The organism is Acinetobacter sp. SwsAc5, from assembly GCF_013391485.1.
Lineage (GTDB): Bacteria > Pseudomonadota > Gammaproteobacteria > Pseudomonadales > Moraxellaceae > Acinetobacter > Acinetobacter towneri.
This window is the reverse complement of sequence record NZ_JACAXD010000001.1, coordinates 69422-94559: the sequence shown is the minus strand read 5'-3', so window position 1 is coordinate 94559 and position 25138 is coordinate 69422. Positions and strand designations below refer to the sequence as shown.

The following is a 25138-nucleotide window of genomic DNA, read 5'->3' as shown; positions in this document are numbered from 1 at the left end:
TTATGAAGACTTTTTGACTTTAAACAGCATAAAAATGATGAGTTATTGCTGAGTTCATATTTTTAATTTCATTTTAAAGCAGTGCTTAAAATAAAATTAAGGCGCTGGATTGGGTTGTTGACGATGAATGGCTTCAATGCCTTGTAAAATTTCATCTGATAAGGTGATGTCAAAGGCATCAATATTTTCTTTGAGTTGCGCCATATTCGTCGCGCCAATAATGGTACTTGTCACAAAAAATTGCTGCTTGATAAATGCCAGCGCCAGTTGCGTCAAACTCAAGCCGTGTTGTTCTGCAAGTTGGGCGTATTGCTCGGTTGCCCATTCGCTTTGTGGATTACTGTAACGGCTAAAACGTGAATATAGCGTGACACGTGCATTGGCAGGGCGTGCGCCATGACGGAATTTACCAGTTAAATAACCAAAAGCCAAAGGTGAGTAGGCGAGTAGTCCAACACCTTCATAATGGGCGATTTCAGACATGCCAATTTCATAAGTACGATTCAGTAGGTTATATGGATTTTGTACGCTGACAAATTTACTTAATCCTAATTGTTCTGCCAAGTGTAAAAACTTCATGGTGCCCCAAGGGGTTTCATTCGACAGACCTATATAGCGAATCCGTCCTTTTTGAATTTCTTGTTGCAACGCGGTTAAGGTTTCAGCAAGGTCGGTTACTTCTTGCGTATTTTGTGCTTCTTGGTTGCCATAACCAAGTTTGCCAAAAAAGTTGGTTGGGCGTTGTGGCCAGTGCAGTTGGTATAAGTCGATATAGTCGGTTTGCAGGCGTTTTAAATTGCCATCCAGTGCAGAATGAATATCCTCTGCGTTAAAGCGGGTTTTGCCGTCTCGAATATGACTGCCGCCTTGCGAAGGGCCTGCAATTTTAGAGGCTAAAAATAATTTGTCACGTCCGCCACGTTGCTGTAACCAATTGCCAATGATGGTTTCGGTTGCACCTTGAGTTTCTACTTTTGGTGGTACGGGATACATTTCTGCGGTATCCCAAAAAAATAAGCCTCGTTCTAGCGCATAATCGAGTTGTTGAAAGGCTTCTTGCTGGGTATTTTGTTCACCAAATGTCATGGTGCCTAAACAGATTTCTGGAACTAGAATGCCTGTTTTTGCCAATGGTTTAAATTGCATATTGTCTCTCGCTCAAGATTATATGTATATATTGATGTTACAAGAGCTGAAACCATTTTGCGCCACTTGTGGCTGCGAAAATTGCTACTTCATTGTAGTGACAGCAATAATGGTATTTTGATAATTGAAAATGGTAAAAAGTTAACAGCTGGTAATAAAAAAGCAAATCCGAAGATTTGCTTTTTTAATGAGCATATAGATGGTTTACTCGTCATCAAAGTTGCCATCAGTGGATTCATTTTGCTCCAAAGAAGCATCAAAAATCAGAATGGCTTTACCATCAGTTTCAATCATGCCTTGTTCTTCAAGTGTTTTTAGAACACGCCCGACCATTTCACGTGAACAGCCGACAATACGACCAATTTCTTGGCGTGTAATACGAATTTGACGACCGTTTGGCAAAATCATGGCTTCTGGTTGCGCAGAAAGATCAATCAAGCAACGTGCAATACGACCAGACACATCTATAAAGGCAAGGTCAGTTACCTTACGTGTAGTATTTTTTAAACGACGTACCAGCTGTGCAAAAACGGCATAGCTTAAGTCAGGATATTGTTTGCTGAGTTCGTGGAAGTTTTCATAAGTAATTTCTGCAATTTCACAGACATCACGAGTACGAACTTCTGCAGTACGTTGTGGATTCGATTCAAACAGACCCATTTCCCCAAAAAAGTCGCCTGGATTCAAATATGCCACAACAATTTCGCGATCATCATCTTCGCGAAGAATAATTGATACTGAACCTTTTAAAATCAAATATAACGATTTAGATTCAGTCCCCGCATCAACAATAGTTGTCCGTTTTGGATAACGGTTGATGTATGCACGTTTTAATAATGCTTTGACTGAGTCAGGCAGTTGTCCAGGGGACAATGCATCAGTGCTCAGCTGTGAAAAGTTTGAAGTCATGCTAACGGTTCCGAAAATGGATAAATAATAGATCGCACAAGACCTAGTCTGAACTTGTCACACAGTAGAGATGAAATTCCTTATCAACTCAAGTTATGTTAGTGTACAAATACCCGTGTCAATTTATAGTTTTTTTTAGGTAGTTGCAATGCAAACAAGTGTTCAGTGGTTAGAGAACGTTGCTTTTGAAGCCAAATCAGAAAGTGGTCATTCTGTAGTGATGGATGGATCCGCAGAATATGGTGGTGAAAACCGTGGTCCACGTCCTATGGAGTTAATCTTAATGGGACTTGGTGGTTGTGCTTCATTCGATATTGTGACTATTTTAAAAAAATCACGCCAAGAAGTGACGCATGTTGAATGTCAGTTAACAGCAGAACGTGCCGATAGCATCCCTGCAGTGTTCACCAAAATTCATTTGCATTTTGTGGTCAAAGGCAAGGCTGTTAAGGAAAAGCAGGTCGCGAAGGCGGTTGAACTTTCAGCAGAAAAATACTGTTCTGCCAGTAAAATGCTATCTGATGGTGGTGTTGAAATTAGCCATGATTTTGAAATTATTGAACAAGATTAAGCGTTGACTGATAGGTCATACAATGGTTGGTATATTTGCCAATCATTGTAACTAAATATTTCTATTTGCATGAATAATAATCAGAAGCCTTTAATTTGTTGATATATAAGTGTATGTCAATAATTCAACTCACTATAAAAAAATTACCAGATTAAACTTGAAATTTACTTTAATCAGTCCAATATTATAATTGAAATCTAACCGTTAATTTTAATTAAGATTTTGAAAAATATATAAAAAATTTAATTGAAATTTACGCCTGCGTTCCCATATATCCATCAAGTACACAATTTGTTGTGAGGAATAACAAGAATGCGTTTTGAAAAGTTTACCAACCGCCTACAGCAAGCTTTATCCGATGCCCAATCTCTCGCGATAGGGAAAGATCATACTGCCATTGAAGGCATTCACTTATTGGCGACTTTGCTCGAAGAAGCTTCCAATGTCAGTTTATTACAACAAGCAGGCGCAAACCTACGTGATTTGCAAAGCAAATTACAGCAAGCGATTGCTGATGCACCGACTTTGGCCAATCCAACAGGCGATATCAACTTAAGTCCAGATGCGGTTAAAGCCTTGAATTTGGCTGACAGTTTTGCCCAAAAAGCAGGTGATGAGTTCTTGTCAACTGATTGGTTGATGCTGGGTTTGACCGAAGTGGGCGCGACCAAAACACTACTGAACAGTGTAGGCGTGACCTCAGATAGTTTGCGTAGCGTGATTGACAAAATTAGAGGGGATGAAAAAGTCATGAGCAATAATCACGAAGATCAACGTGACTCACTCAATAAATATACCATCGATTTAACCGAACGTGCGTTGGCGGGCAAGCTAGACCCTGTAATTGGTCGTGATGATGAAATTCGCCGTACCGTTCAGGTGTTGTCACGCCGTACCAAAAACAACCCAGTACTCATTGGTGAACCTGGTGTGGGTAAAACTGCGATTGTTGAAGGTTTGGCGCAGCGTATTGTGAATGGTGAAGTGCCAGAAAGCTTAAAAGGTAAACGTGTTTTATCTTTAGATTTGGGCTCATTGTTGGCAGGTGCGAAATATCGCGGTGAGTTTGAAGAACGCCTAAAAGCGGTCTTAAAAGACTTGGCGAAACAAGAAGGTGAAGTCATCTTATTTATTGATGAATTACACACACTTGTGGGTGCAGGTAAAGGCGATGGTGCCATGGATGCAGGCAATATGTTGAAACCTGCATTGGCGCGTGGCGAATTGCGCTGCGTCGGTGCCACTACTTTAGATGAGTATCGTCAATATATTGAAAAAGATGCGGCTTTAGAGCGTCGTTTCCAAAAAGTATTGGTTGATGAGCCAAGTGTAGAAGACACCATTGCAATTTTACGAGGTCTGAAAGAACGCTACGAAGTGCACCACGGGGTTAAAATTTTAGATTCGGCGATTATTGCCGCCGCTAAAATGTCGCACCGTTATATCACTGACCGTCAACTTCCCGACAAGGCAATTGATTTGGTGGATGAGGCAGCGTCACGGATTAAAATGGAGCTAGATTCTAAGCCTGAAGCCTTAGATAAATTAGAGCGCCGTTTAATTCAATTAAAACTGCAACTTGAAGCCGTGAAGAAAGATGAAGATGCAGGCAGCCGTGCTGAAGTTGCACATCTGGAAAAACAAATTATTGAAGTTCAAAATGAATACAATGATTTGGAAGAAGTTTGGAAAGCGGAAAAAACCTTGGTTGAAGGCACTAAGCAAATTCAGACTCAGCTTGATCAGGCACGTATGGCATTGCAAAAAGCGCAGCGTGAAAATGACTTGGCGGAAATGTCACGTTTACAATACGGTGTGATTCCTGAGTTGGAAAAACAACTGGCACAAGATGAGTTGGTTGAAGAGAAAGAAGAACCAAAATTATTGCGTAACAAAGTTACGGACAATGAAATTGCTGAAGTCGTGAGTGCTGCAACGGGCATTCCTGTATCGAAAATGCTGCAGGGTGAACGTGAAAAATTGCTACACATGGAAGATTTCTTGCATAACCGTGTGGTGGGGCAAGATGAAGCTGTGGTGGCGGTGTCGAATGCGGTACGTCGTTCACGCGCAGGTTTGTCTGATCCTAACCGTCCAAGTGGTTCGTTCCTGTTCCTTGGCCCAACAGGGGTAGGTAAAACAGAATTGACCAAAGCGTTAGCGAACTTCTTGTTTGACAGCGATGACGCCATGATTCGGATTGATATGTCTGAATTTATGGAAAAACACTCGGTCAGCCGTTTGGTCGGTGCGCCTCCAGGCTATGTCGGTTATGAAGAAGGTGGTGTATTAACCGAAGCAGTACGTCGTAAACCGTACAGTGTGGTGCTGTTTGATGAGGTGGAAAAAGCCCATCCAGACGTATTTAACATCTTGTTGCAGGTGTTGGATGATGGACGCCTAACCGACTCGCAAGGTCGCGTGGTGGACTTTAAGAACACTGTAATTGTGATGACTTCTAACTTGGGTTCACACGAAGTACGTGAATTGGGTGACAATCCAACACGTGAAGAAGTGCGTACCGTGGTCATGGCCGCAGTTTCACAACATTTCCGCCCTGAGTTTATTAACCGTATTGATGAGTTGGTGGTGTTCCATTCACTGGAAAAAGCACAAATTCGTGGCATTGCCGATATTCAATTGGATCGTTTACGTGCGCGTTTAAGCGAACGCGACTTGAGCTTGTCGATAGACGATACTGCATTTGATCAATTGATTGAAGCAGGTTTTGACCCAGTCTACGGTGCGCGTCCATTGAAACGTGCAATTCAGCAACAAGTGGAAAACACATTGGCGCAAAAAATCCTCGCAGGTGACTTTGTTGCAGGTGATACGATTTTAATTAAAGCTGAAAATGGTCATTTGCTGTTTGAAAAAATGAAACTCAGCTAATTGGCTATGTGTAAGCAACTTTTAAGAAACCCAGCTTCGGCTGGGTTTTTTATGACTGACAATTTAGGTCACATAAGTAAAATTTTTGGTAAAAAATGACAGCTATTTTTAATATTTTGTGATGAATATTATATTTAAGTGATTTATTTGCAAAACAATTATCTTTTTTAAAGAAGATTAATTATAATTTATTGTTCAATAAGAATAGATAAATTCTGAGCAGAATCTATGTCAAAAATAGTATGGGGTGGAATGGGGGTTGCAGTGTTGGTAGGAGCTGTCACTGCAGGAAATTTATATGCAGATAAGAGCCTGCGTGAGCATTATCAACAAAATTTAAATCCTGTACCCAATGTGAGCGTCCAATATACGGACTACGACATGGGGACTTTAACAGGTACTGCCAAATGGAAAATGACCATTATTGCAGACCCATGTAATGCTAAAGAAAAACTGGTGTTTCACGGACAAGATCAAATTCAGCGGACATGGAAAGGTTACCAAATTGATTCTAAAATGAATCTGGAACAAGGGCAGGGACAATTTTCCGAGTTCTTTCAGCAGCCTCTAAATGTGACAACGCAAGTGAATTGGTTGGGTGTATCGACCACGAAATTGAGCATACCTGCTATAGAGAAAAAAGAAGCAGGACTTGAAGCTAAATTTTCTCCTATGCAGATTGAGTTTCAGGCGAAACAAAGTCAGGGGCAGCAGAAAATTGTAAATATGAGTTTTGATGTGCCTCAATTGACGGTGCTGGATCAATTTGGACATCTTCAAGTAAAAGGCATGCAGTTTAAAACCAATCAGGCTTTGAATGTGCAGTCTTTAGAGCCGGGCTATTTCCAATTCAGTATTGCAGAAATGCAGCGTCAAGACCCAAAAGCAGTGGGTTCAGGCAAAATGAAAGACTTCAGTTGGCGTATGGATACTCAACTGCATGAGCGCACGGTAGATATTCAATCGAAATTTAAAATTGCCGAGTTAGGTTTAAATAATGTGCCTGCCATGCAAGACCTGCAAGTGAATTGGGATGTTAAAAACTTGCAGCGCAGTAAAATGCAGACGTTTCTTGATATTGTGCAAAAACAAAACAACTCATGCCTAGAAGCGGAAAACTTTGAGAAAGAAGTTCAACAAGCCTTGTTGGCTGTGATTAATGAGGGCTTTCAGTTCGAATCCAAGAAGAATCAGTTGAAATTAGGCACGGGCAGTATTCGGGCAGATTTGGTTGGTAAAGTGATGCCAGGGCATCAAACCACTGTAGAAGGCTTAGCGAAAATGTTCCCAAGTTTATTGGAAATGCAAACCGATGTGAGTTTTAACAAGCAAGTGGTCAAAACCATTATGAATAATTATATGAATGCTGCAGGTAAAAGCATGTCTGATCAAGAGTTGGAACAGATACTCAGTGCGATGCAAAGCAATCAGCAAATTCAACGTGATGGTGATGAATTTAAACTGTCGATGCATTATCAATATGGTGAAAAGAAGTTTTTAACTGGTCAATAATCTAGATACTGATCTACGATAAAACAAAGCCTGTTCAAATGAACAGGCTTTGTTGTATTGCCATATCGTTTATTTAAACAGGCGGGTGCTGAATTTTCCAAGCACGGTGGATTTTGGTGTTGCGTTTGAAATCTTGCCCAATGGTTTCATGGCTAATTTCCTGCACATCAAACATGGCTTCAATTTCTTCATCCATTTCAAAACCACGGTAGTTGTTGGAGAAGTACAGCGTTCCGCCTGTGGTTAAGCGGTTCATGGCACGCTTAATTAAAGAAACGTGGTCGCGTTGTACGTCAAATGTTCCGTAGAACTTTTTAGAGTTTGAGAAAGTTGGTGGGTCAATAAAGATCAGATCATATTGTTCATGACCTTCTTTGAGCCATTCAAAACAATCACTGGCAAAGAATTGATGTTGTTCATCGGCATGGTCTACCGTTAAACCATTCAATACAAAGTTTTCTTTAGACCAATTCAAATAAGTATTGGATAAATCGACGCTGGTGGTACTTGCTGCACCGCCAAGCGCGGCATGTAAACTTGCAGTTGAGGTATAACTGTATAAATTTAGGAAGTGCTTGCCACGTGCTTCTTTGGCAATACGTAAACGCATTTGACGATGGTCAAGGAACAAGCCTGTATCTAGGTAGTCGGTGAGGTTAACCAAAATTTTAGCCTGACCTTCTTGCACAATAAAACGCTTCGAGGCGGTACTTTGTTTGGTGTACTGGTTTTTACCTTCCTGACGGGCACGGGTTTTAATAAATACCGCATCGCGCCCTAAACCTGTGACAGCGCGAATGGCTTGTAAGGCAAGGTTAAAACGCTTTTTGGCTTTTTCAGGATCAATTTTTTTCGGCGGCGCATATTCCTGCACGTGCAAACGGTCGCCGTATAAATCGACTGCGACATTAAAGTCAGGTAAGTCTGCATCGTATAAACGCAGGCAATGCACATTTTCTTTCACCGCCCATTTTTTCAGGCTCTGCATGTTTTTTTGCAAACGGTTGGTGAAATCTTCTGCGCCTTCAATGGGTTCAAACTGTTGCGGTTGCCAATCTGCTAAGAATGGGCGTGCGAATGTTGCAGGTTTGATCGTACCAAAACGGACATAAATTGGCAGTTTACCGTTCATCAAACGTAAAATTTGCGGGTCATTGAAAGCCAACACATCGGCTTGTTCAACTTGGGCTGCAATGACGGCTGCTTTTTGATTTGGGAAATGCTTTTGCAAGAGGGCAGACAGACCCAAATATAAGGCACGGTTCGAGGCTTTATCGCCCAAACGCTCACCATAAGGTGGGTTGGTTACAATAAAGGCCTTTTTACCTTCGGCTTGAAAGTCGGGCCAGTCAGCCAAAGTACGTTCTTCAATTTGAATCTGATCGAGCAGACTTTCAAAACCTGCTGCAATAATATTTTGCTTGGTGGCTTTGACTGCTTCCCAGTCGGCATCGAAAGCATAAAATTTTGGCAATGGTTGTTGTAATGCAGTTTGATGGCGTTCAGCCGCTTCTGCTTTAATGCTCATCCATAATTCATGGTCGTGACCTTGCCAACCGTTAAAACCGAAACGACGTACCAAACCCGGTGCACGGTCAGTCAGCATCATCAATGCTTCAATAATAAACGTACCCGAACCACACATTGGGTCTAAAATAATGTCGGGTTGGATTTGTTGTAATTGACCTTTTTGCAGAATCGCTGCGGCAAGGTTTTCTTTAATTGGGGCATCGGTCATAAAACGACGATAGCCGCGTTTATGCAGTGAATCGCCAGATAAATCTAGGCAGTATGTATGTTCTTTTTTACCTGCCAACACGTATAAGGTAATTTCAGGCTGTTTGATGTCAATGCTTGGACGTTTGCCCACTGCATCCATAAATGAATCGACCACGCCATCTTTAACGCGCAAGGTCGCAAATTGGCTGTTCACTTTAATGTCACGCTCTATATGCAAACGCACTGCAAAAGTACTTTGTGGCGCAAAAATCAGTGACCAGTCAAAGCTCAGCGCACCTTCATAAAGCTCTTCGGCTACATCGCGCGCGTCGTGACTAAATTCAATTTCGTGTGTGTGAATTGGTGTAAGGACACGTGAGGCTAAACGTGACCACATGCAGACACGATAGGCATTTTCGAGTGTGCCTTTGAAAATTAAACGACCCGGTAAACGTTCGATATTTTGAATACCTAAACCTTGCATTTCTTCTTGCAATAAGGTTTCAAGTCCATCTGCACAGGTGACCCAATATGTAGAAAGACGGGGTTTCGAATTCATGAAAATTTCCAAAAGCAATTCAGCAATCGGCTATTTTACCGTATTTTGTGCTAGAAAACTTAGTGATTTAGCGTGAATCGTGCAGAATTTTAAAGGTCTAGGTTTGAAGAGCTTCAGGGCATTTTTTACTGTTTTTTTCTAAAAAGGCAATGAGGATGTAATGACATCTCTAAAAAATTTTGAGTGATTGTATTGCGGAAAATAAAAACCTGAATATTCACATGATTGGTATGTATTTTGCTCATACATTGTTGTGATGGTGAACATTTTGCAGATGAGCATCAAACACTGCAAAACAACAATGAAGCGATAAGGGGAATATTTAAATGACCACGGCTACTTTAAACACGGCACAGGCTTTAACAGCAAATAACGAGATTTTTTCAGTTGCCACTTTAATTTATACGCGATTAAGACGGGTCAGTGGACGTGTGATTGATGTCATGTATCTGGTTGAAAATTCAGACTATGCACGTGCTGTGCTGCAATTGGCGCTCGCTACACACGATGAGGAATTGTGCCGTTATGCGCTGCGCTTAAACAGTATATTGGCTAACTTAATGGATGCTGATGCAGAAATAACGTCGCCACAGACTGAAGCGCAGCAATTAGATGCAGTAGAAAATATAGAAAATATAGATGACTTGACTGAACCTACAGCTGAAGAAATTTATCGGGCGCAGGTGTCCCATCATTATATAGGGGCATTGCGTTAAACGGTGAATTGTACAGACTATGCCTACATAGCCTGAAGGTTGCGTAGGCAGTTGTAGGCGAAGATTGACCCACCAGATGTTCATCAAGCTCATATCAAGATGATTGGCTAGCAGAGCAGTTAAATATAAATGCCATCCTTTCACATCGCTTTGTAGAGTATTAAGCATGAAAGAAAGTGTAGATGAGTCTGCATGACTTAATTTTTAAAATCATAAGTTTCTTTTGACTAAATCATGCCAAGTTACACTGCTTTGCCAAATCAATTTCTGTATAATGCGTTAACTTAACGTATAAGGAATCTCTCATGCATTTGGCGGCATTGCATACTCCGAGCCAGATTCAATTGAATAAAGATGGGCATTTAAAACACTTTTTAACCATCGAAGGTCTTTCCAAAGAAACCCTCACCCAAATTCTGGACACAGCACAGTCCTTTTTCAATGAACAAAACCAACTGATCACCAATAATTTGCTCGAAGGGCGCACGGTGATGAATTTGTTCTTCGAAAACTCTACTCGTACCCGCACCACATTTGAAGCCGCAGCCAAGCGTCTTTCTGCCAATGTACTCAATATTGATATTGCCCGTTCAAGTACCTCTAAAGGTGAAACTTTGCGTGACACTTTGTGGAACTTAGAGGCGATGGCTGCTGACATTTTTGTGGTGCGTCATTCATCTTCAGGTGCAGCACATTTTATTGCTAAAACGGTTTGCCCAAAGGTTGCCATTATTAATGCGGGTGATGGCCGTCATGCACATCCAACGCAAGCGATGTTGGATATGCTGACCATTCGCCGTGAAACCCAACGACCTTATGAAGAATTAAGTGTTGCGATTATTGGTGATATCAAACATTCACGCGTGGCGCGTTCCGATGTGGCTGCCTTGCAAACACTGGGCTGTAAAGACATTCGCGTGATTGCACCGAACACCTTGTTGCCCTACGGTTTTGATGAATATGGCGCAGGCGTGCGTTTATTTAACAAAATGGAAGAAGGCATTAAAGATTGCGACGTGATTATCACCCTGCGTATTCAAAATGAACGTATTGATTCGCCAGCACTTGCCTCACAAGCCGAATTCTACAAAATGTACGGTTTAAACAAAGAGCGTTTGGCGCTTGCAAAACCAAACTGTATTGTGATGCATCCTGGTCCAATGAACCGTGGTGTCGAAATTGATTCAAGCATTGCCGATGGGCCTCAATCGGTGATTTTAAATCAAGTAACCAACGGTATTGCGGTACGTATGGCGGTATTGGCCTTGGCGATGCAAGGTCAATTGCAAGAACAAGGTTTGATTGACGCGATTGCGGTATAAGGAAAAAGTCATGGCGATTGTAAAAATTGAAAATGTACGTGTGCTTGACCCAATCCAGCAAATTGACCGCGTACAAACGGTATATCTTGAAAATGGCAAGTTGGTTGCAGAAAGTGCAGATATTAGCGAAAGTATAGATGCCCAAGGTCAATGGCTCATGCCAACTATGGTCGATTTATGCGCACGTTTACGTGAACCTGGTCAGCAACAACATGGCACGCTCAAATCTGAAGGCAAGGCCGCACGTGAAAACGGAATTCTGCACTTATTTACGCCACCCGATTCTAAACCAATCGTGCAAGACAACGGTGCACTCATTCATGGTTTGGTCGAAAAAGCCATGTTGGATGGTGGCATTTATTTAGAAGTGATTGGTGCACAAACTCAAGGTTTAAACGGCAAGCAGCCTGCCAATATGGCGGGACTGAAAAAAGGCGGCTGTAGTGCAGTGTCCAATGCCAATGCACCTTTTGAAGATGATGATGTCGTGATTCGCACACTGGAATATGCTGCAGGTTTGGACATGACCGTGGTGTTCTATGCCGAAGAACCGCAAATTGCTAAAGATGGCTGTGTGCATGAAGGTTTTATTGCATCGCGTCAGGGCTTGCCTATGATTCCAACTTTGGCAGAAACCGTAGCGATTGCCAAATATTTGCTGATGATTGAAGCCACAGGTGTACGTGCGCATTTTGGCTTATTGTCTTGTGGTGCATCAGTTGAATTGATTCAACAAGCTAAAGCCAAAGGTTTACCTGTCACTTGTGATATTGCGATGCATCAACTGCATTTAACCGATCAAATTATTGATGGTTTTAACTCGTTAGCGCATGTACGTCCGCCACTGCGCTCAGAGCAAGACAAAGCATTACTGCGTCAAGGTGTAAAAGATGGTGTGATTGATGCGATTTGTACTCATCATGAGCCGTTAAATAGCTCTGCAAAAATGGCACCATTTGCAGATACTTTGTCAGGTTTTACTGCATTTGATACTTATATTCCATTTGGGATTCAACTGATTCAGGAAGGTCTGTTCAGTCCATTGGAATGGGTAGAAAAAGTGACACTTGCACCTGCGCGTGTGGCAAAAATGCAAAGTCGTTGGGAACAGGAAGCGGGTTGGGTCTTGGTTGATCCAGAAGTGGAATGGACACTGAACAAAGAAACGATTGTGTCACAAGGCAAAAATACGCCTTTGATTAATCAAGTTGTAAAAGGCAAAGCAGTACGCGTCTTTACTGCTTAATATGCTCTGATTGATATTTTATTTTCAAGTTTAAATAAGAGTCAGCTTCGGCTGGCTTTTTTATTGAATTTTAACAATCCCCAAATAGAAAATCGAAGAAGAGACTCTACATTCCGTTGACTCAAATTTCACAACAAAATCAAAACACCACAATTTATTACATTTGTTTAAATTTTAAGCATATACACTAAAAAACAACTTGAAAACAAAGACAAAAAAGAGGGCATATATATGCAAACAGATTTTATAGACTTGCTCAAACAAAGTGTGTCATCCATTGTATTGGAAGGGGAAACCCAGCATTTGCTTGAAAAAAATCAGGCATTAAATAGTTTTTATCCCATTTTATTGTCTATTTTAAATTCACGACCTGAACTGATTGATAATCTGCTGCGACAACTGAATCCACGTGTGGGCGATGTATTTGGTTCAAATCTATCTTTAAAACAGCAGTTTTTAGATTTGGTCAGCGGCACAGCACCGCAAACCGAAATTGAAAACACCCTGAATCGTTCAATTGCACCAAGTTTAAACTTTTTGGAAAATCAGGCAGGTTCATCTGACCGAGTTGCAATTCAGCATTTACTGCAAAACAATTTAGATTCAATTCAGGCGGCTTTACCGCAGTGGGCAACAGCATTATTGGCTGCTTTGGGGGTAAATAATGCTGCGGGCCAAACCGTACATCAAGCACCTGAAGTCATTGTGACTGAGCCAGTAGAAGAACGCCGTTCGTGGTTATTGCCAATTTTAGCTTTAATTATTTTAATTGGTTTATTGGCATTTTTATTCCGTGCATGTAGTGACCGCAACCAAGCGCCTGCAACCACACAGACCCAAGTGGCAGCCAATCAGGCTGCAATGTTGCAAGTCAGTACAGGCAGTGATGGTAATTTGGTGACCTGTCAAATTTTGCTGAATAATCCAAGCTATATGGAAATTCTGCAGAATGAAGTGAAGCAAATTTTCAATCATCCAACAGGTTGTGGTGCAGAAAACTTTGCCAACTATCATTCGGAATTTATTGATCAGGACGTGATTCCAAGCGTTTTAAAAATGCTGAAAGGTGTACCGAATGTCAATTTAAACTGGGTGGGTAATCAACTGTCTATTCAAGCCGCGAACCCTGCCGATGCAGAGCGTTTAGCCAGTCAAATTCGTCCATTGGCTAAAAACATGACTGTAGTGACTCAGCAACCTGCAGAAACTACAGTAACCGATGTTAATCAGGCTGTAACCAGCAGTATTAGCAATGCCGAGCAGGCTTTGGCTGCAATTAATCCTGACAATATTCAAGCTTTGGATATTGCGACGGCACTCAATATGCAAATCATTAATTTTGATTCTGCATCGACTGAAATTCCAGCAGCCAATAAGTCTATTTTAGATCAGGCTGCGATATTGATGCAGCGCGCGCCACAAGTGCAATTAACCGTGAAAGGGCATACCGATGCCGTAGGTGATGCCAATGCCAACAAAACTTTGTCACAACAACGTGCGCAAGCAGTGGTCGATTATTTAGTATCACGTGGTGTAAATCCGGGTCAATTGCAAGCCATTGGTTTTGGTTCAGAGCAGCCGATTGCGGCAAATGCAACGCCAGAAGGTCAATTTAAAAACCGCCGTATTGAGTTTGAAGTCTTGAATGTAGATACAGGCACGGTGCGTAGTGTGGAAGATGCTGGCGTGGTAGAGCAAAAGGCGCCTCAATCTTAAAATAGGTCTATTTTCTTGTAAGCCTTCACTTTGCAAAGTGAAGGCTTTTTTATTGTGGATCAATCCCGAAGTATTGTGCAAATATCGAAATTGAAAGTGATTTTTTAAATGTTTTTTGGTTTAGTGGAATCGTTTTATAAATCAGTGATTTATTGGTTTTGTTGAGTGGAAAAGTATAGGAGTCAAAATAAACTCTCTCCCTTGTATTAAGTTTTAAAGCAGTGCATCAAAACTTGCAAAGGAGAGGGTTATTCACTCGAGATAAATTCATCAAGCTGCGACTTTTTGTAAGGCAACACCTGTGACTTTTTGAATTTCATCAAAACTGACATCGGGTGCAAGTTCAATCAACTTTACGCCTTGTGGAGTAATATCAAGCACGCCTAAGTCGGTAATGATACGATGCACCACCGCTTTACCTGTGAGTGGCAAACTGCACTGCGATACAATTTTAGGCGTACCATCTTTGGCACAATGTTCCATCAGCACTACAACTTTTTGTACGCCTGCAACCAAATCCATTGCACCGCCCATACCTTTAACTTTCTTGCCGGGAATCATCCAGTTGGCAAGATCGCCTTGTTCAGAAACTTCCATTGCCCCTAAAATAGCGATATTGACATGCCCGCCACGAATCATGGCAAAGGAATCTGCGCTAGAGAAAAAAGCCGCACCTTTACGCGCTGTCACAGTTTGTTTACCTGCATTGATCAGGTCGGCATCTACAGTTTCGGCAGTTGGGAACTCACCAATGCCAAGCAAGCCATTTTCGGACTGTAACCAGACATTGATATGTTCAGGAATATAATTGGCGACCAGTGTGGGTAAGCCAATGCCTAAATTGACATAAAAACCATCTTCTAATTCTTGTGCAGCGCGCTGCGCCATTTGATTACGCGTCCAAGCCATGTCTTAAGCCTCCGCCTTTAAAGTCATTTGTTCAATCCGTTTTTCTGGGCTTGCATTGAGGACAATGCGGTTCACATAAATACCAGCTAAGTGGATTTCGTCGGGGTCTAAATCGCCAATTTCAACGATTTGTTCAACTTCGGCAATGGTGATTTTGCCTGCCATAGCACAAACAGGATTAAAGTTTTGTGCTGTTTTACGGAAAATAAGATTACCCGCTTTATCTGCTTTGTAGGCTTTGACCAAAGCGACATCTGCGGTCAAAGATTCTTCTAAAATATAATCTTTGCCGTTAAATTCACGGACTTCTTTGCCTTCTGCAATGACAGTGCCTACACCTGTTGGGGTGAAAAATGCAGGAATACCCGCACCGCCTGCGCGTAATTTTTCTGCCAGTGTGCCTTGCGGGGTAAGTTCAACTTCCAGTTCACCGCTTAAAAACTGGCGTTCAAATTCTTTATTTTCGCCGACATAAGATGAAATCATTTTTTTAATTTGTTTGGTTTCAAGCAATAAGCCTAAACCAAAACCATCGACCCCTGCGTTGTTGGAAATACAAGTCAGCTGTTTCACACCTGTATCTTTTAACGCAGCAATCAAGGCTTCAGGAATACCGCATAAACCAAAACCACCCACCGCCAAGGTATGCCCATCTTGAACCACGCCATTTAATGCAGCTTGTGCGCTGTCATATACTTTATTGGACATTTGTCACCTCTTTATTCTCTGCACGGCATTCACTTGCCATGTTGTGTTGTTGCCATCCTTATTGCTTATGTTCCAATGCTATTGAGGATGAAATAGGTTTTAAGCACAAACCTTTTGCCAGTAGGCATTGGCATAGTGAGATGGATTATTGCGCTGTAAGACATTGCTGATGTTACGACTAGCTGTCATCAGCGGTTCTAACCGCACACCTGTTTCAAAACCCATCTTGGACAGTAAATAGTACAAGTCTTCGGTAGACACATTGCCCGATGCACCTTTGGCATACGGACAGCCACCCAAACCAGCAATAGATGAATCAAATACACGAATGCCTTGCAAGAGCGACTGATAAATATTGGCAATCGCCATGCCGTAAGTATTGTGAAAATGACCTGCTAAAACTTTGGCATCGACCTCTGCCAAACATGCATCCCAGACTTTTTGCACACGGTCAGGGGTTGCTGTACCAATGGTTTCACCCAAAGACACTTCATAGCAGCCCATGTCCAATAATTGCTGTGTGACTTTTGCGACTTGTTTCGGGTCAATTGCGCCTTCATAAGGACAGTCCACCATACAAGATACATAACCACGCACGCGAATGTTGTGCGCTTTGGCTTGACGCATGACATCGCTAAATTTTTCCAAACTTTCTTCAATTGAACAGTTGATATTTTTTCGGGTAAAGCTTTCAGAAGCGGCGGTAAACACGGCAACTTCTTTGCAACCCACCGCCAAAGCCGACTCAAAACCTTTTGAGTTTGGGGTCAGTAAACTGAATTGAATGTTTGGGTTTTGTGGCAGGCTGGCAAACAGCACATCGCTGTCTGCCATTTGCGGTACCCATTTGGCCGATACGCAAGAACCGACCTCAATGCTGCTTAAACCTGTTTGCATTAAATCCAAAATCAGGTTTTTACGGTCTGCCAAAGTGAGTGGCGTTTTCTCATTTTGCAGACCATCTCGTGGGCCAACCTCTACAATTTTGACAAATTCAGTCATGCAACTTCCTCCGTCAAGGCTTCAAATTCAACCAGTTCATCGCCTGCTTTGACCTGATCGCCCGCTTGGAAGTACGAACTTGCCACAATGCCATCGAAAGGTGCACGAATTGAATATTCAATTTTCATGGCTTCCAGTGTCATCAGTACATCATCTTTTTTCACACGGGCATTGGCTGCCACCAAAACTTGGGTGATTACACCCGGCATTGGTGCAGTCAGATTGTTGGCATTGTCTTGTTGATCATCGCTGTTAAAGTTTGCTTGTACATAGCTAAACACATGACGCTGACCGTTTTGGAACAGGGTGATGCCTTGCGCATGTTGGTTAAATGCTATTTTTTGTTGCTGACCATTGATACAAACCTGTAGACGATGTGCATCCAAAAGCTCGCCTTGAACGCTCAGCGTTTGCCCATTGTAGTGAGCCTCAAAACCAGAAGTGCATGGTTTTAACTGGATTTTGAGTGTTTGGTCATTGCACTGTAATTGCACTGTGTGGGCGCTTTGCTGATTTAAGCGCCAGAAGTGGTCTTTTTGCCAAACCGCGTTGTTTGCCGCTTTGTTGTTTTGAATACGAGAAAGTACATCAATTAACGCAGCTGCAACGACAGTTTCTGTAGCGACTTCAGGTTTTGCGTTAAGTAAAAATGCTTCCTCACGTTGAATAAGCCCTGTATCCAAATTGGCATGTTTAAAGGAATCACACAGCACCAAACGATCCAAGAATGCAATGTTGTTGCCTAAACCATCGACGTGGAACTGACCTAAAGCATGGTGCATTTGCGTTAATGCTGCTTCACGGTTTTTACCCCAAACAATCAGTTTGGCAATCATTGGGTCGTAGTAGGTGCTGATTTCATCACCTTCGACAATCCCGCTATCGACACGTACGGCATCATTTTGCTCTGGATAATGCAGATAGCTGATTTGACCAATGGCAGGAATAAAGCCTTTTTCTGGTTCTTCGGCATACACACGCGCTTCAAGGGCATGACCATGAATTTGCAATTCATGTTGCTGTTTTGGCAATGGCTCACCAAAAGCAACTCGCAATTGCCACTCAACCAAGTCTTGCCCTGTAATCATTTCTGTGACGGGGTGTTCGACCTGCAAGCGGGTATTCATTTCCATGAAATAAGCAGTACCGTCTTGCTCGACAATAAACTCTACCGTACCTGCGCCCACGTAATTTACAGCACGTGCGGCATCAATTGCGGCTTGGCGCATAGTTTCGAGTTTATCTTCTGGCATTTTTGGTGCAGGTGCTTCTTCAAGCACTTTTTGGTGGCGACGTTGTACCGAGCAATCACGTTCAAACAAATGCACGTAGTTGCCGTGAGTATCGCCAAAAACCTGTACTTCAATATGACGTGGTTGAATCACATAGCGTTCAATCAGCACATCTTCATTACCAAAGCTAGAACGTGCTTCACTTTTACATGAAGCGAGTGAGCTGAGAAAGTCTTCACTGCGTTCTACTAAACGCATGCCTTTACCCCCACCGCCTGCACTGGCTTTAATGAGCACAGGATAACCAATGCTGTCGGCTTGTTGCTTTAAAAATGCCGCATCTTGATTGCTGCCGTGGTAGCCCGGAGTTAGTGGCACACCTGCTTTTTCCATCAAGGCTTTAGAGGTTGCTTTTAGACCCATCGCCAAAATGGCTTCAACTGGCGGGCCAATAAAAACAATATTGTTGTCTTTACAGGCAAGTGCGAATTGGTCATTTTCAGATAAGAAACCATAACCCGGGTGAATCGCTTGTGCACCTGTGCTTTTGGCTGCCTGAATAATACGTTCAACTTGCAAATAACTTTGTGCCGCAGGCGATTCACCAATATAAATGGCTTCGTCTGCCAGTTTAACGTGTTGTGATTGCGCATCGGCATCTGAATACACCGCGACAGTCGCAATCCCAAGTTTTTTTGCGGTACGAATTACACGGCAGGCAATTTCACCACGGTTGGCAATTAAAATCTTTTCAAACATCGTGCGATCCTTCTTTTATTCTGCCGTGGTCTTGATCCAAGCCGGGCTTTGTTTATTTAAAAAAGCATTTAAGCCATTTTTCGCCTCAGTTCCTTGGCGAACATGTGCAATATGCTGTGCAGTTTGTTGGAGTAAATCTTCGGTCAAAACTTGATGATTAACCATCTGAATCAGTTGTTTAGAAGCATGTTGCGCTTCTGGGCCACCAAGCAATAAGGCTTGCACAATTTCATCAATTTTGCTGTCTAAGTCTTCGGCTGAAGTGACTTCATGCGCTAAACCAATTTGCTGTGCCTGTTCTGCAGAAATACGCTCTGCCGTTAAAAAGTAACGTGATGCCTGACGTGCGCCAATCGCACGAATGACGTAAGGGCTAATGGTAGATGGTGCTAAACCTAAACGTACTTCAGAGGTCGCAAACTTGGCATCGGTGCTGGCAACGCAAATATCACAGGCAGCTGCCAAACCCATACCACCACCAAAGGCAATACCATGCACACGGGCAATAGTCGGTTGTTTTAACGTCGCTAAACTTTGCAGCATTTTTGCCAGTTTTAGGGCATCGGCTTGATTTTCTGCTGTAGAAGCTTGACCTGCCTGTTTCATCCAGTTCAAATCTGCACCTGCAGAAAAGCTTTTGCCGCGTCCTGCCAAAATCACCACTCGAATATCATCACGGCTATTCAGTGCCTGAAAGCAGGCGTGTAATTCTTCAATCACCTCTGTATTGAAAGCGTTATGCAATTCCGCACGATTAATCCAAACCGTAGCCACTTGGTTGTTCTGTTCGAGCTGTAAAAACTGATAATCCATTTTGTCACCTCTTACATGCGGAACACGCCAAATTTGGTCGGTTGGATGGGTGCATTGAGGGCAGCGGCTAAACTTAATGCCAAAACTTCACGCGACTGTGCTGGATCAATCACACCATCATCCCATAAGCGTGCAGACGCATAATATGGATGACCCTGACGTTCGTATTGTTCACGAATTGGCTGTTTGAACTGATCTTCTTCTTCTGCAGACCAGCTACCACCTTTGGCTTCAATCTGATCACGCTTTAAGGTAGACAATACGCTCGATGCTTGTTCGCCACCCATCACTGAAATACGTGAGTTTGGCCATGTCCACATAAAACGTGGTGAATAAGCACGACCACACATCCCGTAGTTACCTGCACCAAAAGAACCGCCAATCACCAAAGTCAGTTTAGGCACATTGGCTGTGGCAACCGCCATCACCAGTTTGGCACCATTTTTGGCAATGCCTTCATTTTCATATTGGCGTCCAACCATGAAGCCTGTGATATTTTGAATAAATAACAGGGGAATGTTGCGTTGGGTGCATAGTTCAATAAAGTGTGCGCCTTTTTGTGCCGACTCGGAAAATAAAATACCGTTGTTGGCAATAATCCCGACAGGCATACCATATAGTTTGGCAAAACCTGTAATTAATGTGGTGCCAAAGCGCGCTTTAAATTCATCAAAACGTGAACCATCGACAATACGGGCAATCACTTCACGTACATCAAACGGTTTACGCGCGTCAGTCGGAACAATGCCATACAGTTCAGAGGCATCGAATAATGGTGCTTCTATATGCTCAGGCTGCGGGTTTGGCTTTTTATTTAAATTGGCAACGATGTTGCGGGCAATTGCCAAGGCATGTTCATCATTTTCTGCCAAATGATCGGCTACACCTGAAAGGCGAGTGTGTACATCGCCACCACCCAAGTCTTCGCTGCTAACCACTTCACCTGTTGCGGCTTTAACCAGCGGTGGGCCGCCCAAGAAAATTGTCCCCTGATTACGCACAATGATGGTTTCATCTGACATGGCAGGGACATACGCACCGCCTGCGGTACAACTTCCCATCACAACGGCAATTTGGGCAATGCCCATGCTCGACATACGCGCTTGGTTATAGAAAATGCGTCCGAAATGATCACGGTCTGGAAAGACTTCATCTTGTAGCGGCAAATATGCACCGCCAGAATCGACCAAATAAATACAAGTCAGGTGATTCTGTTCGGCAATTTCCTGTGCGCGTAAATGCTTTTTCACAGTCAGTGGATAGTACGTTCCACCTTTTACTGTGGCATCGTTGGCAATGATCATGCAGGTCACGCCATTCACTTGACCGACACCCGCCACTACACCCGCAGCAGGGACATCATCCTGATAGACCTGATAAGCGGCCAACTGACCAATTTCAATAAATGCAGTACCCGGATCGATCAGGTGGTCAATCCGTTCACGTGGCAGTAATTTGCCACGGTCTAAATGTTTTTGGCGTGCAGTTTCGCCACCACCCAAAGCAATTTTTTGGACTTTTTCTCTGAGGTCATCGACTAGGCTTTGCATCGCAGCTTGGTTGTTTTTAAACTCGTCGCTGCGAATATTAATTTTGCTCTGTAATTGATTCATGCCAACATCCTTGTCTATTCTTGTGATTTATTTTTAGGCAGTTTCGTTAAACAATTCACGGCCAATCAACATACGGCGAATTTCTGAAGTACCCGCACCAATTTCATAGAGTTTGGCATCACGCCATAAACGTCCTGCAGAGAACTCATTGATATAGCCATTACCGCCCAAGGTTTGAATGGTTTCACCTGCCATCCATGTGGCTTTTTCGGCAGCGTATAAAATGGCACTGGCTGCATCTTTACGTAAACTACGGCTGTGTTCAGCTTTGTCACATTCTGCGCCAACGGCATAGACCAGTGCTTTACATGCCAACCAAGTCGAATACATATCGGCAATTTTGCCTTGCATAAGCTGGAATTCACCCAATGCCTGACCAAACTGTTTACGCTCATGAATATAAGGAATCACGGTATCCATGCAGGCATCCATAATGCCTAGCGGCCCTGCACTTAAAACTGCACGTTCATAGTCCAGTCCACTCATTAGTACTTTTGTACCATTGCCCACACCGCCCAAGACGTTTTCTTTTGGTACTTCAACATTGTCAAAGAACAATGGATAGGTATTTGAGCCGCGCATCCCGAGTTTGTCTAAATGGCTGCCGTGGCTAAAACCTGACATGGTTTTTTCAATTAAGAAAGCAGTCATACCTTTGGCGCCTGCCTGTAAGTCAGTTTTGGCATACACCACCAAAACATCGGCATCACCGCCATTGGTAATCCACATTTTTGAGCCGTTGAGCAAGTAATGATCGCCTTTATCTTCAGCTTTCAGTTTCATGCTAACCACGTCTGAGCCTGCATTTGGTTCAGACATTGCCAAAGCGCCGACGTAATCGCCTGAAATCAGTTTTGGTAAATAGCGTTGCTTCTGTTCTTCTGTCCCATTTCGCTTAATTTGGTTCACACATAGGTTAGAATGAGCACCGTAAGACAAACCAATGGATGCTGATGCACGAGAAATTTCTTGCATGGCAATGATGTGAGCTAAATAGCCTAAGTTAGTGCCGCCGTATTCTTCACTCACGGTTAAGCCAAGTAAGCCCATATCGCCAAATTTTTTCCAAAGCTGGGCAGGGAATTCGTTATCACGATCAACCTGTTGAGCAATGGGTGCAATTTCCTTTGCACAAAAAGCAGCGATTGAATCGCGCAGGGCGATTAAGGTTTCATCTAAGCCGAAGTCTAAGCTTTGTAAAATCATGTGTTCATCCATCCTGTGGTTATATTTGTTGTTCCTAAAACAAGCATTGTTGTTGTGCTTAGGTTCTAACATACATCGAAAATTTAAAAAAGTGAACTAAAATTCACAAAATGATTTACAATTCATTTTATCTGGTTGAGAATAAGATATGAGTTATAAAAGATCATCATTGATGCAGGAACGTATGGAACAAAATCGCATGGCGATTTTAGATTCTGCTCGTGAACTTATTGCTCATGGGGGCTTTAAAGAAGCGTCTATCCAAGCCATTGCAGAACGCGCAGGCGTATCTACAGGTTTGGTGTATCGCTACTTTGAAAATAAAAGTCAGATTTTGATTGAAGTTTTATCGGATGCGATTCGTCGTGAGGTCGAAATTTTGGACCACATTGCGAAGTCAGATTTAAGTGCAAAACAAAAATTGCAAAAATCTGTCACCACTTTTGTGAAGCGTGCGATGAACAGCCCTCAATTGGCGTATTCGTTAATGTTCGAGCCTGTAGACCCAGAAATGGAACATGAGCGTTTTCGCAGTAAACAACTGATCAAACAGAGCATCAAGGAAATTTTGGCTGAAGGAAAAGTCAATGGTGAGTTTGATTTTGAAGATTTGAACACTGCTGCTTTAGGTGTGGTTGGCTCCATGACCTTTGTAGTGATTGAACCTTTAAACCCGTCTCGCAATGTGATGTTTGATCAAAATTATAAAGATTACTTTGTCAAACAAATTGCCGACTTTTGTGTAAATGCAGTGCGAAAACAGCAGGGAGGGTAGTAAAAACAACGCACAAAACAGGCAAAAAGTAATCGTCGTCATAATGGAAAACAGAATTACAAAGAATCAAGGAGATCGATTCAATGACACAAGTACGGTTAAGTTATGCCTATGGCACCAGTAATCAGCCTTTGTTAGGCATGACCATTGGTGAAAAGTTTGATCAGGCTTGCCAGCAATATGCAGATCAGGATGCTTTGGTAAGCGTGCATCAAAATGTGCGTCTGACCTATAAGCAACTACAGCAACAGGTCAATGCCTTTGCCTGTAGTTTGTTAAAACTCGGTTTTAAAAAAGGTGACCGCCTTGCCATTTGGTCTCCGAATTGTGTGGAATGGACGATCACTCAATTCGCAGCCTTTAAGGCAGGGGTGATTTTGGTGAATTTAAACCCAGCCTATAAAAGCAATGAACTGGAATTTGTGCTCAACAAAGTTTCCTGTAAAGGTTTGGTAATTGCATCGCAGTTTAAAAGTACCAACTATCAGGACATCTTAACGAAAATTGCCCCAGAGCTGTGTCAGGCAGACAATAAAGTCCTCAACGCCAAGCGTTTACCGCATTTAAAGCATGTGATTAAAATTGATGATCAAGCACATACAGGAATGCATCGTTTTCAGGATTTATTGACAGCTCCAACCACACACATGCTGAAAAAACTGCAACACATTGCTAGTGAGTTGCAGTTCGATGAAACCATTAATATTCAATTTACCTCAGGCACGACGGGCAATCCGAAAGGCACTATGCTGACCCACAACAACATTTTAAATAATGGTTACTTTGTAGGAGAAGCAATTCATTTAAGTCCACAAGACCGTGTTTGTATTTCCGTGCCGCTGTTTCACTGCTTTGGTATGGTGATGGGCAATTTAGCGTGTATCACACATGGTTCAACCATGGTCTATCCATCGGCAGTGTTTAACCCGCTCGATACCTTAAAAGCCATTCAGCAAGAAAAATGTACAGCTGCTTACGGCGTACCGACCATGTTTATTGCCATTTTAGAGCATGAACAGTTTGATGAATTTAATTTATCTAGCTTGCGCACAGGCATTATGGCAGGCAGTCCGTGTCCGCAAGAAATTATGCAACGCGTCATCGACCGTATGCACATGGCGCAAATCACCATTTGTTATGGCATGACCGAAACAGCGCCTGTGAGCGCACAAAGTTCGACTGAAGATTCGGTGGAACGTCGAGTCAGTACGGTGGGGCGTGTACATCCACATCTGGAAGTAAAAATTGTCGATGAAGAAGGCAAAGTCGTGCCGCGCGGACAGTTAGGAGAATTGTGTGTGCGTGGTTATTCAGTCATGCTGGGTTACTGGGATGAACATGACAAAACCCAAGAAGTCATTGATGTTGCACGTTGGATGCACACAGGCGACATTGCAGAAATGGATGATGAAGGCTTTGTAAAAATCAAAGGTCGCATTAAAGATGTGGTGATTCGTGGCGGTGAAAACCTGTTCCCGAAAGAAATTGAAGATTTCTTATATACTCACGATGCGGTCTGCGATGTGCAAGTAATTGGCGTGCCAGATCATCGTTATGGTGAAGAACTATGTGCCTGTATTATTTTGCATGAACACCATGAATGTACCGAAGAGGCAATTCGCCAATACTGTGCAGAACACATTTCACACAATAAAGTCCCACGTTATGTGCGCTTCTTTAGTGAATTTCCAATGACCGCTTCAGGCAAGGCACAGAAATTTAAATTACGTGAATTTATGCGTGAAGAATTAAATTTAAAGGAAATTGCTTAAGGCATTATTTCAGCTATTTACTGCTGCAAGATCGACCTTTT

The 25138-nt window shown here is 42.6% G+C and carries 19 protein-coding genes; 9 read left to right on the top strand and 10 right to left on the bottom strand.

Features of this window, described 5'->3' with window-relative positions; all coding sequences use genetic code 11:
* Positions 1-96: 96 nt before the first annotated feature.
* Together HYG89_RS00485 and crp are read right to left on the bottom strand one after the other, a co-directional pair.
* The gene (locus HYG89_RS00485; RefSeq protein ID WP_178865552.1) at positions 97-1146 is read right to left on the bottom strand and encodes an NADP(H)-dependent aldo-keto reductase; all 1050 of its coding nucleotides are present in this window, start codon (positions 1144-1146) and stop codon (positions 97-99) included.
* Positions 1147-1350: 204 nt separating this feature from the next.
* Entirely contained in the window at positions 1351-2055 is a 705-nt protein-coding gene (gene crp, locus HYG89_RS00480; RefSeq protein WP_004971566.1) for a cAMP-activated global transcriptional regulator CRP, read from the bottom strand.
* Between the two features lie 148 nt (positions 2056-2203).
* Between crp and HYG89_RS00475 the strand changes: the two genes are divergently transcribed.
* The 3 genes from HYG89_RS00475 (at position 2204) to HYG89_RS00465 (ending at position 7030) form a co-directional block, all read left to right on the top strand.
* Entirely contained in the window at positions 2204-2626 is a 423-nt protein-coding gene (locus HYG89_RS00475) for an OsmC family protein (protein WP_070156041.1), read from the top strand.
* A gap of 312 nt (positions 2627-2938) precedes the next feature.
* Positions 2939-5518, top strand: coding sequence for an ATP-dependent chaperone ClpB (gene clpB / locus HYG89_RS00470; protein WP_004971561.1), 2580 nt, complete (start codon positions 2939-2941; stop codon positions 5516-5518).
* A gap of 228 nt (positions 5519-5746) precedes the next feature.
* The gene (locus HYG89_RS00465; protein WP_178865550.1) at positions 5747-7030 is read left to right on the top strand and encodes a DUF945 family protein; all 1284 of its coding nucleotides are present in this window, start codon (positions 5747-5749) and stop codon (positions 7028-7030) included.
* A gap of 73 nt (positions 7031-7103) precedes the next feature.
* On the opposite strand, the gene rlmKL is transcribed toward HYG89_RS00465, so the two are convergent.
* Complete coding sequence (gene rlmKL / locus HYG89_RS00460) at positions 7104-9308, bottom strand: bifunctional 23S rRNA (guanine(2069)-N(7))-methyltransferase RlmK/23S rRNA (guanine(2445)-N(2))-methyltransferase RlmL (protein WP_004971555.1); 2205 nt, start codon at positions 9306-9308, stop codon at positions 7104-7106.
* A gap of 326 nt (positions 9309-9634) precedes the next feature.
* Between rlmKL and HYG89_RS00455 the strand changes: the two genes are divergently transcribed.
* From HYG89_RS00455 to HYG89_RS00440, 4 genes are all read left to right on the top strand, one after another.
* On the top strand, positions 9635-10024 hold the full coding sequence (locus tag HYG89_RS00455; RefSeq protein WP_104851793.1) for a hypothetical protein: 390 nt from the start codon (positions 9635-9637) through the stop codon (positions 10022-10024).
* 305 nt (positions 10025-10329) lie between these two features.
* Complete coding sequence (locus HYG89_RS00450) at positions 10330-11346, top strand: aspartate carbamoyltransferase catalytic subunit (RefSeq protein WP_004971550.1); 1017 nt, start codon at positions 10330-10332, stop codon at positions 11344-11346.
* A 10-nt stretch (positions 11347-11356) separates the two neighbouring features.
* A complete protein-coding gene (locus HYG89_RS00445) occupies positions 11357-12592 on the top strand; it encodes a dihydroorotase (protein ID WP_178865548.1) in 1236 nt (411 codons plus the stop codon).
* A gap of 231 nt (positions 12593-12823) precedes the next feature.
* Positions 12824-14308, top strand: coding sequence for an OmpA family protein (locus HYG89_RS00440; RefSeq protein ID WP_178865546.1), 1485 nt, complete (start codon positions 12824-12826; stop codon positions 14306-14308).
* Between the two features lie 270 nt (positions 14309-14578).
* Here the strand turns inward: HYG89_RS00440 and HYG89_RS00435 are convergent, their stop codons facing one another.
* The 7 genes from HYG89_RS00435 to HYG89_RS00405 all read right to left on the bottom strand — a co-directional run bounded on the left by HYG89_RS00435 (position 14579) and on the right by HYG89_RS00405 (position 22550).
* Positions 14579-15217, bottom strand: coding sequence for a CoA transferase subunit B (locus tag HYG89_RS00435; protein ID WP_004971544.1), 639 nt, complete (start codon positions 15215-15217; stop codon positions 14579-14581).
* Between the two features lie 3 nt (positions 15218-15220).
* A complete protein-coding gene (locus HYG89_RS00430; RefSeq protein WP_004971542.1) occupies positions 15221-15925 on the bottom strand; it encodes a CoA transferase subunit A in 705 nt (234 codons plus the stop codon).
* Between the two features lie 99 nt (positions 15926-16024).
* The gene (locus tag HYG89_RS00425; RefSeq protein WP_178318497.1) at positions 16025-16927 is read right to left on the bottom strand and encodes a hydroxymethylglutaryl-CoA lyase; all 903 of its coding nucleotides are present in this window, start codon (positions 16925-16927) and stop codon (positions 16025-16027) included.
* Entirely contained in the window at positions 16924-18918 is a 1995-nt protein-coding gene (locus HYG89_RS00420) for an acetyl/propionyl/methylcrotonyl-CoA carboxylase subunit alpha (protein ID WP_167845930.1), read from the bottom strand. Before HYG89_RS00420 ends, HYG89_RS00425 begins: the two co-directional genes overlap by 4 nt.
* A 15-nt stretch (positions 18919-18933) precedes the next feature.
* Positions 18934-19731, bottom strand: coding sequence for an enoyl-CoA hydratase/isomerase family protein (locus HYG89_RS00415; RefSeq protein ID WP_004971533.1), 798 nt, complete (start codon positions 19729-19731; stop codon positions 18934-18936).
* Between the two features lie 11 nt (positions 19732-19742).
* Complete coding sequence (locus HYG89_RS00410) at positions 19743-21344, bottom strand: carboxyl transferase domain-containing protein (RefSeq protein ID WP_131261348.1); 1602 nt, start codon at positions 21342-21344, stop codon at positions 19743-19745.
* Between the two features lie 33 nt (positions 21345-21377).
* Positions 21378-22550, bottom strand: a complete 1173-nt coding sequence (locus tag HYG89_RS00405; RefSeq protein ID WP_004971528.1) for an isovaleryl-CoA dehydrogenase — start codon at positions 22548-22550, stop codon at positions 21378-21380.
* 148 nt (positions 22551-22698) lie between these two features.
* Between HYG89_RS00405 and HYG89_RS00400 the strand changes: the two genes are divergently transcribed.
* Positions 22699-23325, top strand: a complete 627-nt coding sequence (locus HYG89_RS00400) for a TetR/AcrR family transcriptional regulator (RefSeq protein WP_004971526.1) — start codon at positions 22699-22701, stop codon at positions 23323-23325.
* Positions 23326-23408: 83 nt separating this feature from the next.
* Complete coding sequence (locus HYG89_RS00395) at positions 23409-25097, top strand: AMP-binding protein (protein WP_178865544.1); 1689 nt, start codon at positions 23409-23411, stop codon at positions 25095-25097.
* The last annotated feature ends 41 nt before the right edge of the window (positions 25098-25138 follow it).

Bases quoted from the DNA above. Each gene is read 5' to 3' on its own strand.
- HYG89_RS00440 (WP_178865546.1), top strand. From the start codon at position 12,824: ATGCAAACAGATTTTATAGACTTGCTCAAACAAAGTGTGTCATCCATT.
- HYG89_RS00465 (WP_178865550.1), top strand. From the start codon at position 5,747: ATGTCAAAAATAGTATGGGGTGGAATGGGGGTTGCAGTGTTGGTAGGA.
- HYG89_RS00415 (WP_004971533.1), bottom strand. From the start codon at position 19,731: ATGGATTATCAGTTTTTACAGCTCGAACAGAACAACCAAGTGGCTACG.
- HYG89_RS00430 (WP_004971542.1), bottom strand. From the start codon at position 15,925: ATGTCCAATAAAGTATATGACAGCGCACAAGCTGCATTAAATGGCGTG.
- HYG89_RS00455 (WP_104851793.1), top strand. From the start codon at position 9,635: ATGACCACGGCTACTTTAAACACGGCACAGGCTTTAACAGCAAATAAC.
- clpB (WP_004971561.1), top strand. From the start codon at position 2,939: ATGCGTTTTGAAAAGTTTACCAACCGCCTACAGCAAGCTTTATCCGAT.
- HYG89_RS00400 (WP_004971526.1), top strand. From the start codon at position 22,699: ATGAGTTATAAAAGATCATCATTGATGCAGGAACGTATGGAACAAAAT.
- HYG89_RS00445 (WP_178865548.1), top strand. From the start codon at position 11,357: ATGGCGATTGTAAAAATTGAAAATGTACGTGTGCTTGACCCAATCCAG.
- rlmKL (WP_004971555.1), bottom strand. From the start codon at position 9,308: ATGAATTCGAAACCCCGTCTTTCTACATATTGGGTCACCTGTGCAGAT.
- HYG89_RS00410 (WP_131261348.1), bottom strand. From the start codon at position 21,344: ATGAATCAATTACAGAGCAAAATTAATATTCGCAGCGACGAGTTTAAA.
- HYG89_RS00420 (WP_167845930.1), bottom strand. From the start codon at position 18,918: ATGTTTGAAAAGATTTTAATTGCCAACCGTGGTGAAATTGCCTGCCGT.
- HYG89_RS00475 (WP_070156041.1), top strand. From the start codon at position 2,204: ATGCAAACAAGTGTTCAGTGGTTAGAGAACGTTGCTTTTGAAGCCAAA.
- HYG89_RS00450 (WP_004971550.1), top strand. From the start codon at position 10,330: ATGCATTTGGCGGCATTGCATACTCCGAGCCAGATTCAATTGAATAAA.
- HYG89_RS00405 (WP_004971528.1), bottom strand. From the start codon at position 22,550: ATGATTTTACAAAGCTTAGACTTCGGCTTAGATGAAACCTTAATCGCC.
- HYG89_RS00435 (WP_004971544.1), bottom strand. From the start codon at position 15,217: ATGGCTTGGACGCGTAATCAAATGGCGCAGCGCGCTGCACAAGAATTA.
- crp (WP_004971566.1), bottom strand. From the start codon at position 2,055: ATGACTTCAAACTTTTCACAGCTGAGCACTGATGCATTGTCCCCTGGA.
- HYG89_RS00395 (WP_178865544.1), top strand. From the start codon at position 23,409: ATGACACAAGTACGGTTAAGTTATGCCTATGGCACCAGTAATCAGCCT.
- HYG89_RS00485 (WP_178865552.1), bottom strand. From the start codon at position 1,146: ATGCAATTTAAACCATTGGCAAAAACAGGCATTCTAGTTCCAGAAATC.
- HYG89_RS00425 (WP_178318497.1), bottom strand. From the start codon at position 16,927: ATGACTGAATTTGTCAAAATTGTAGAGGTTGGCCCACGAGATGGTCTG.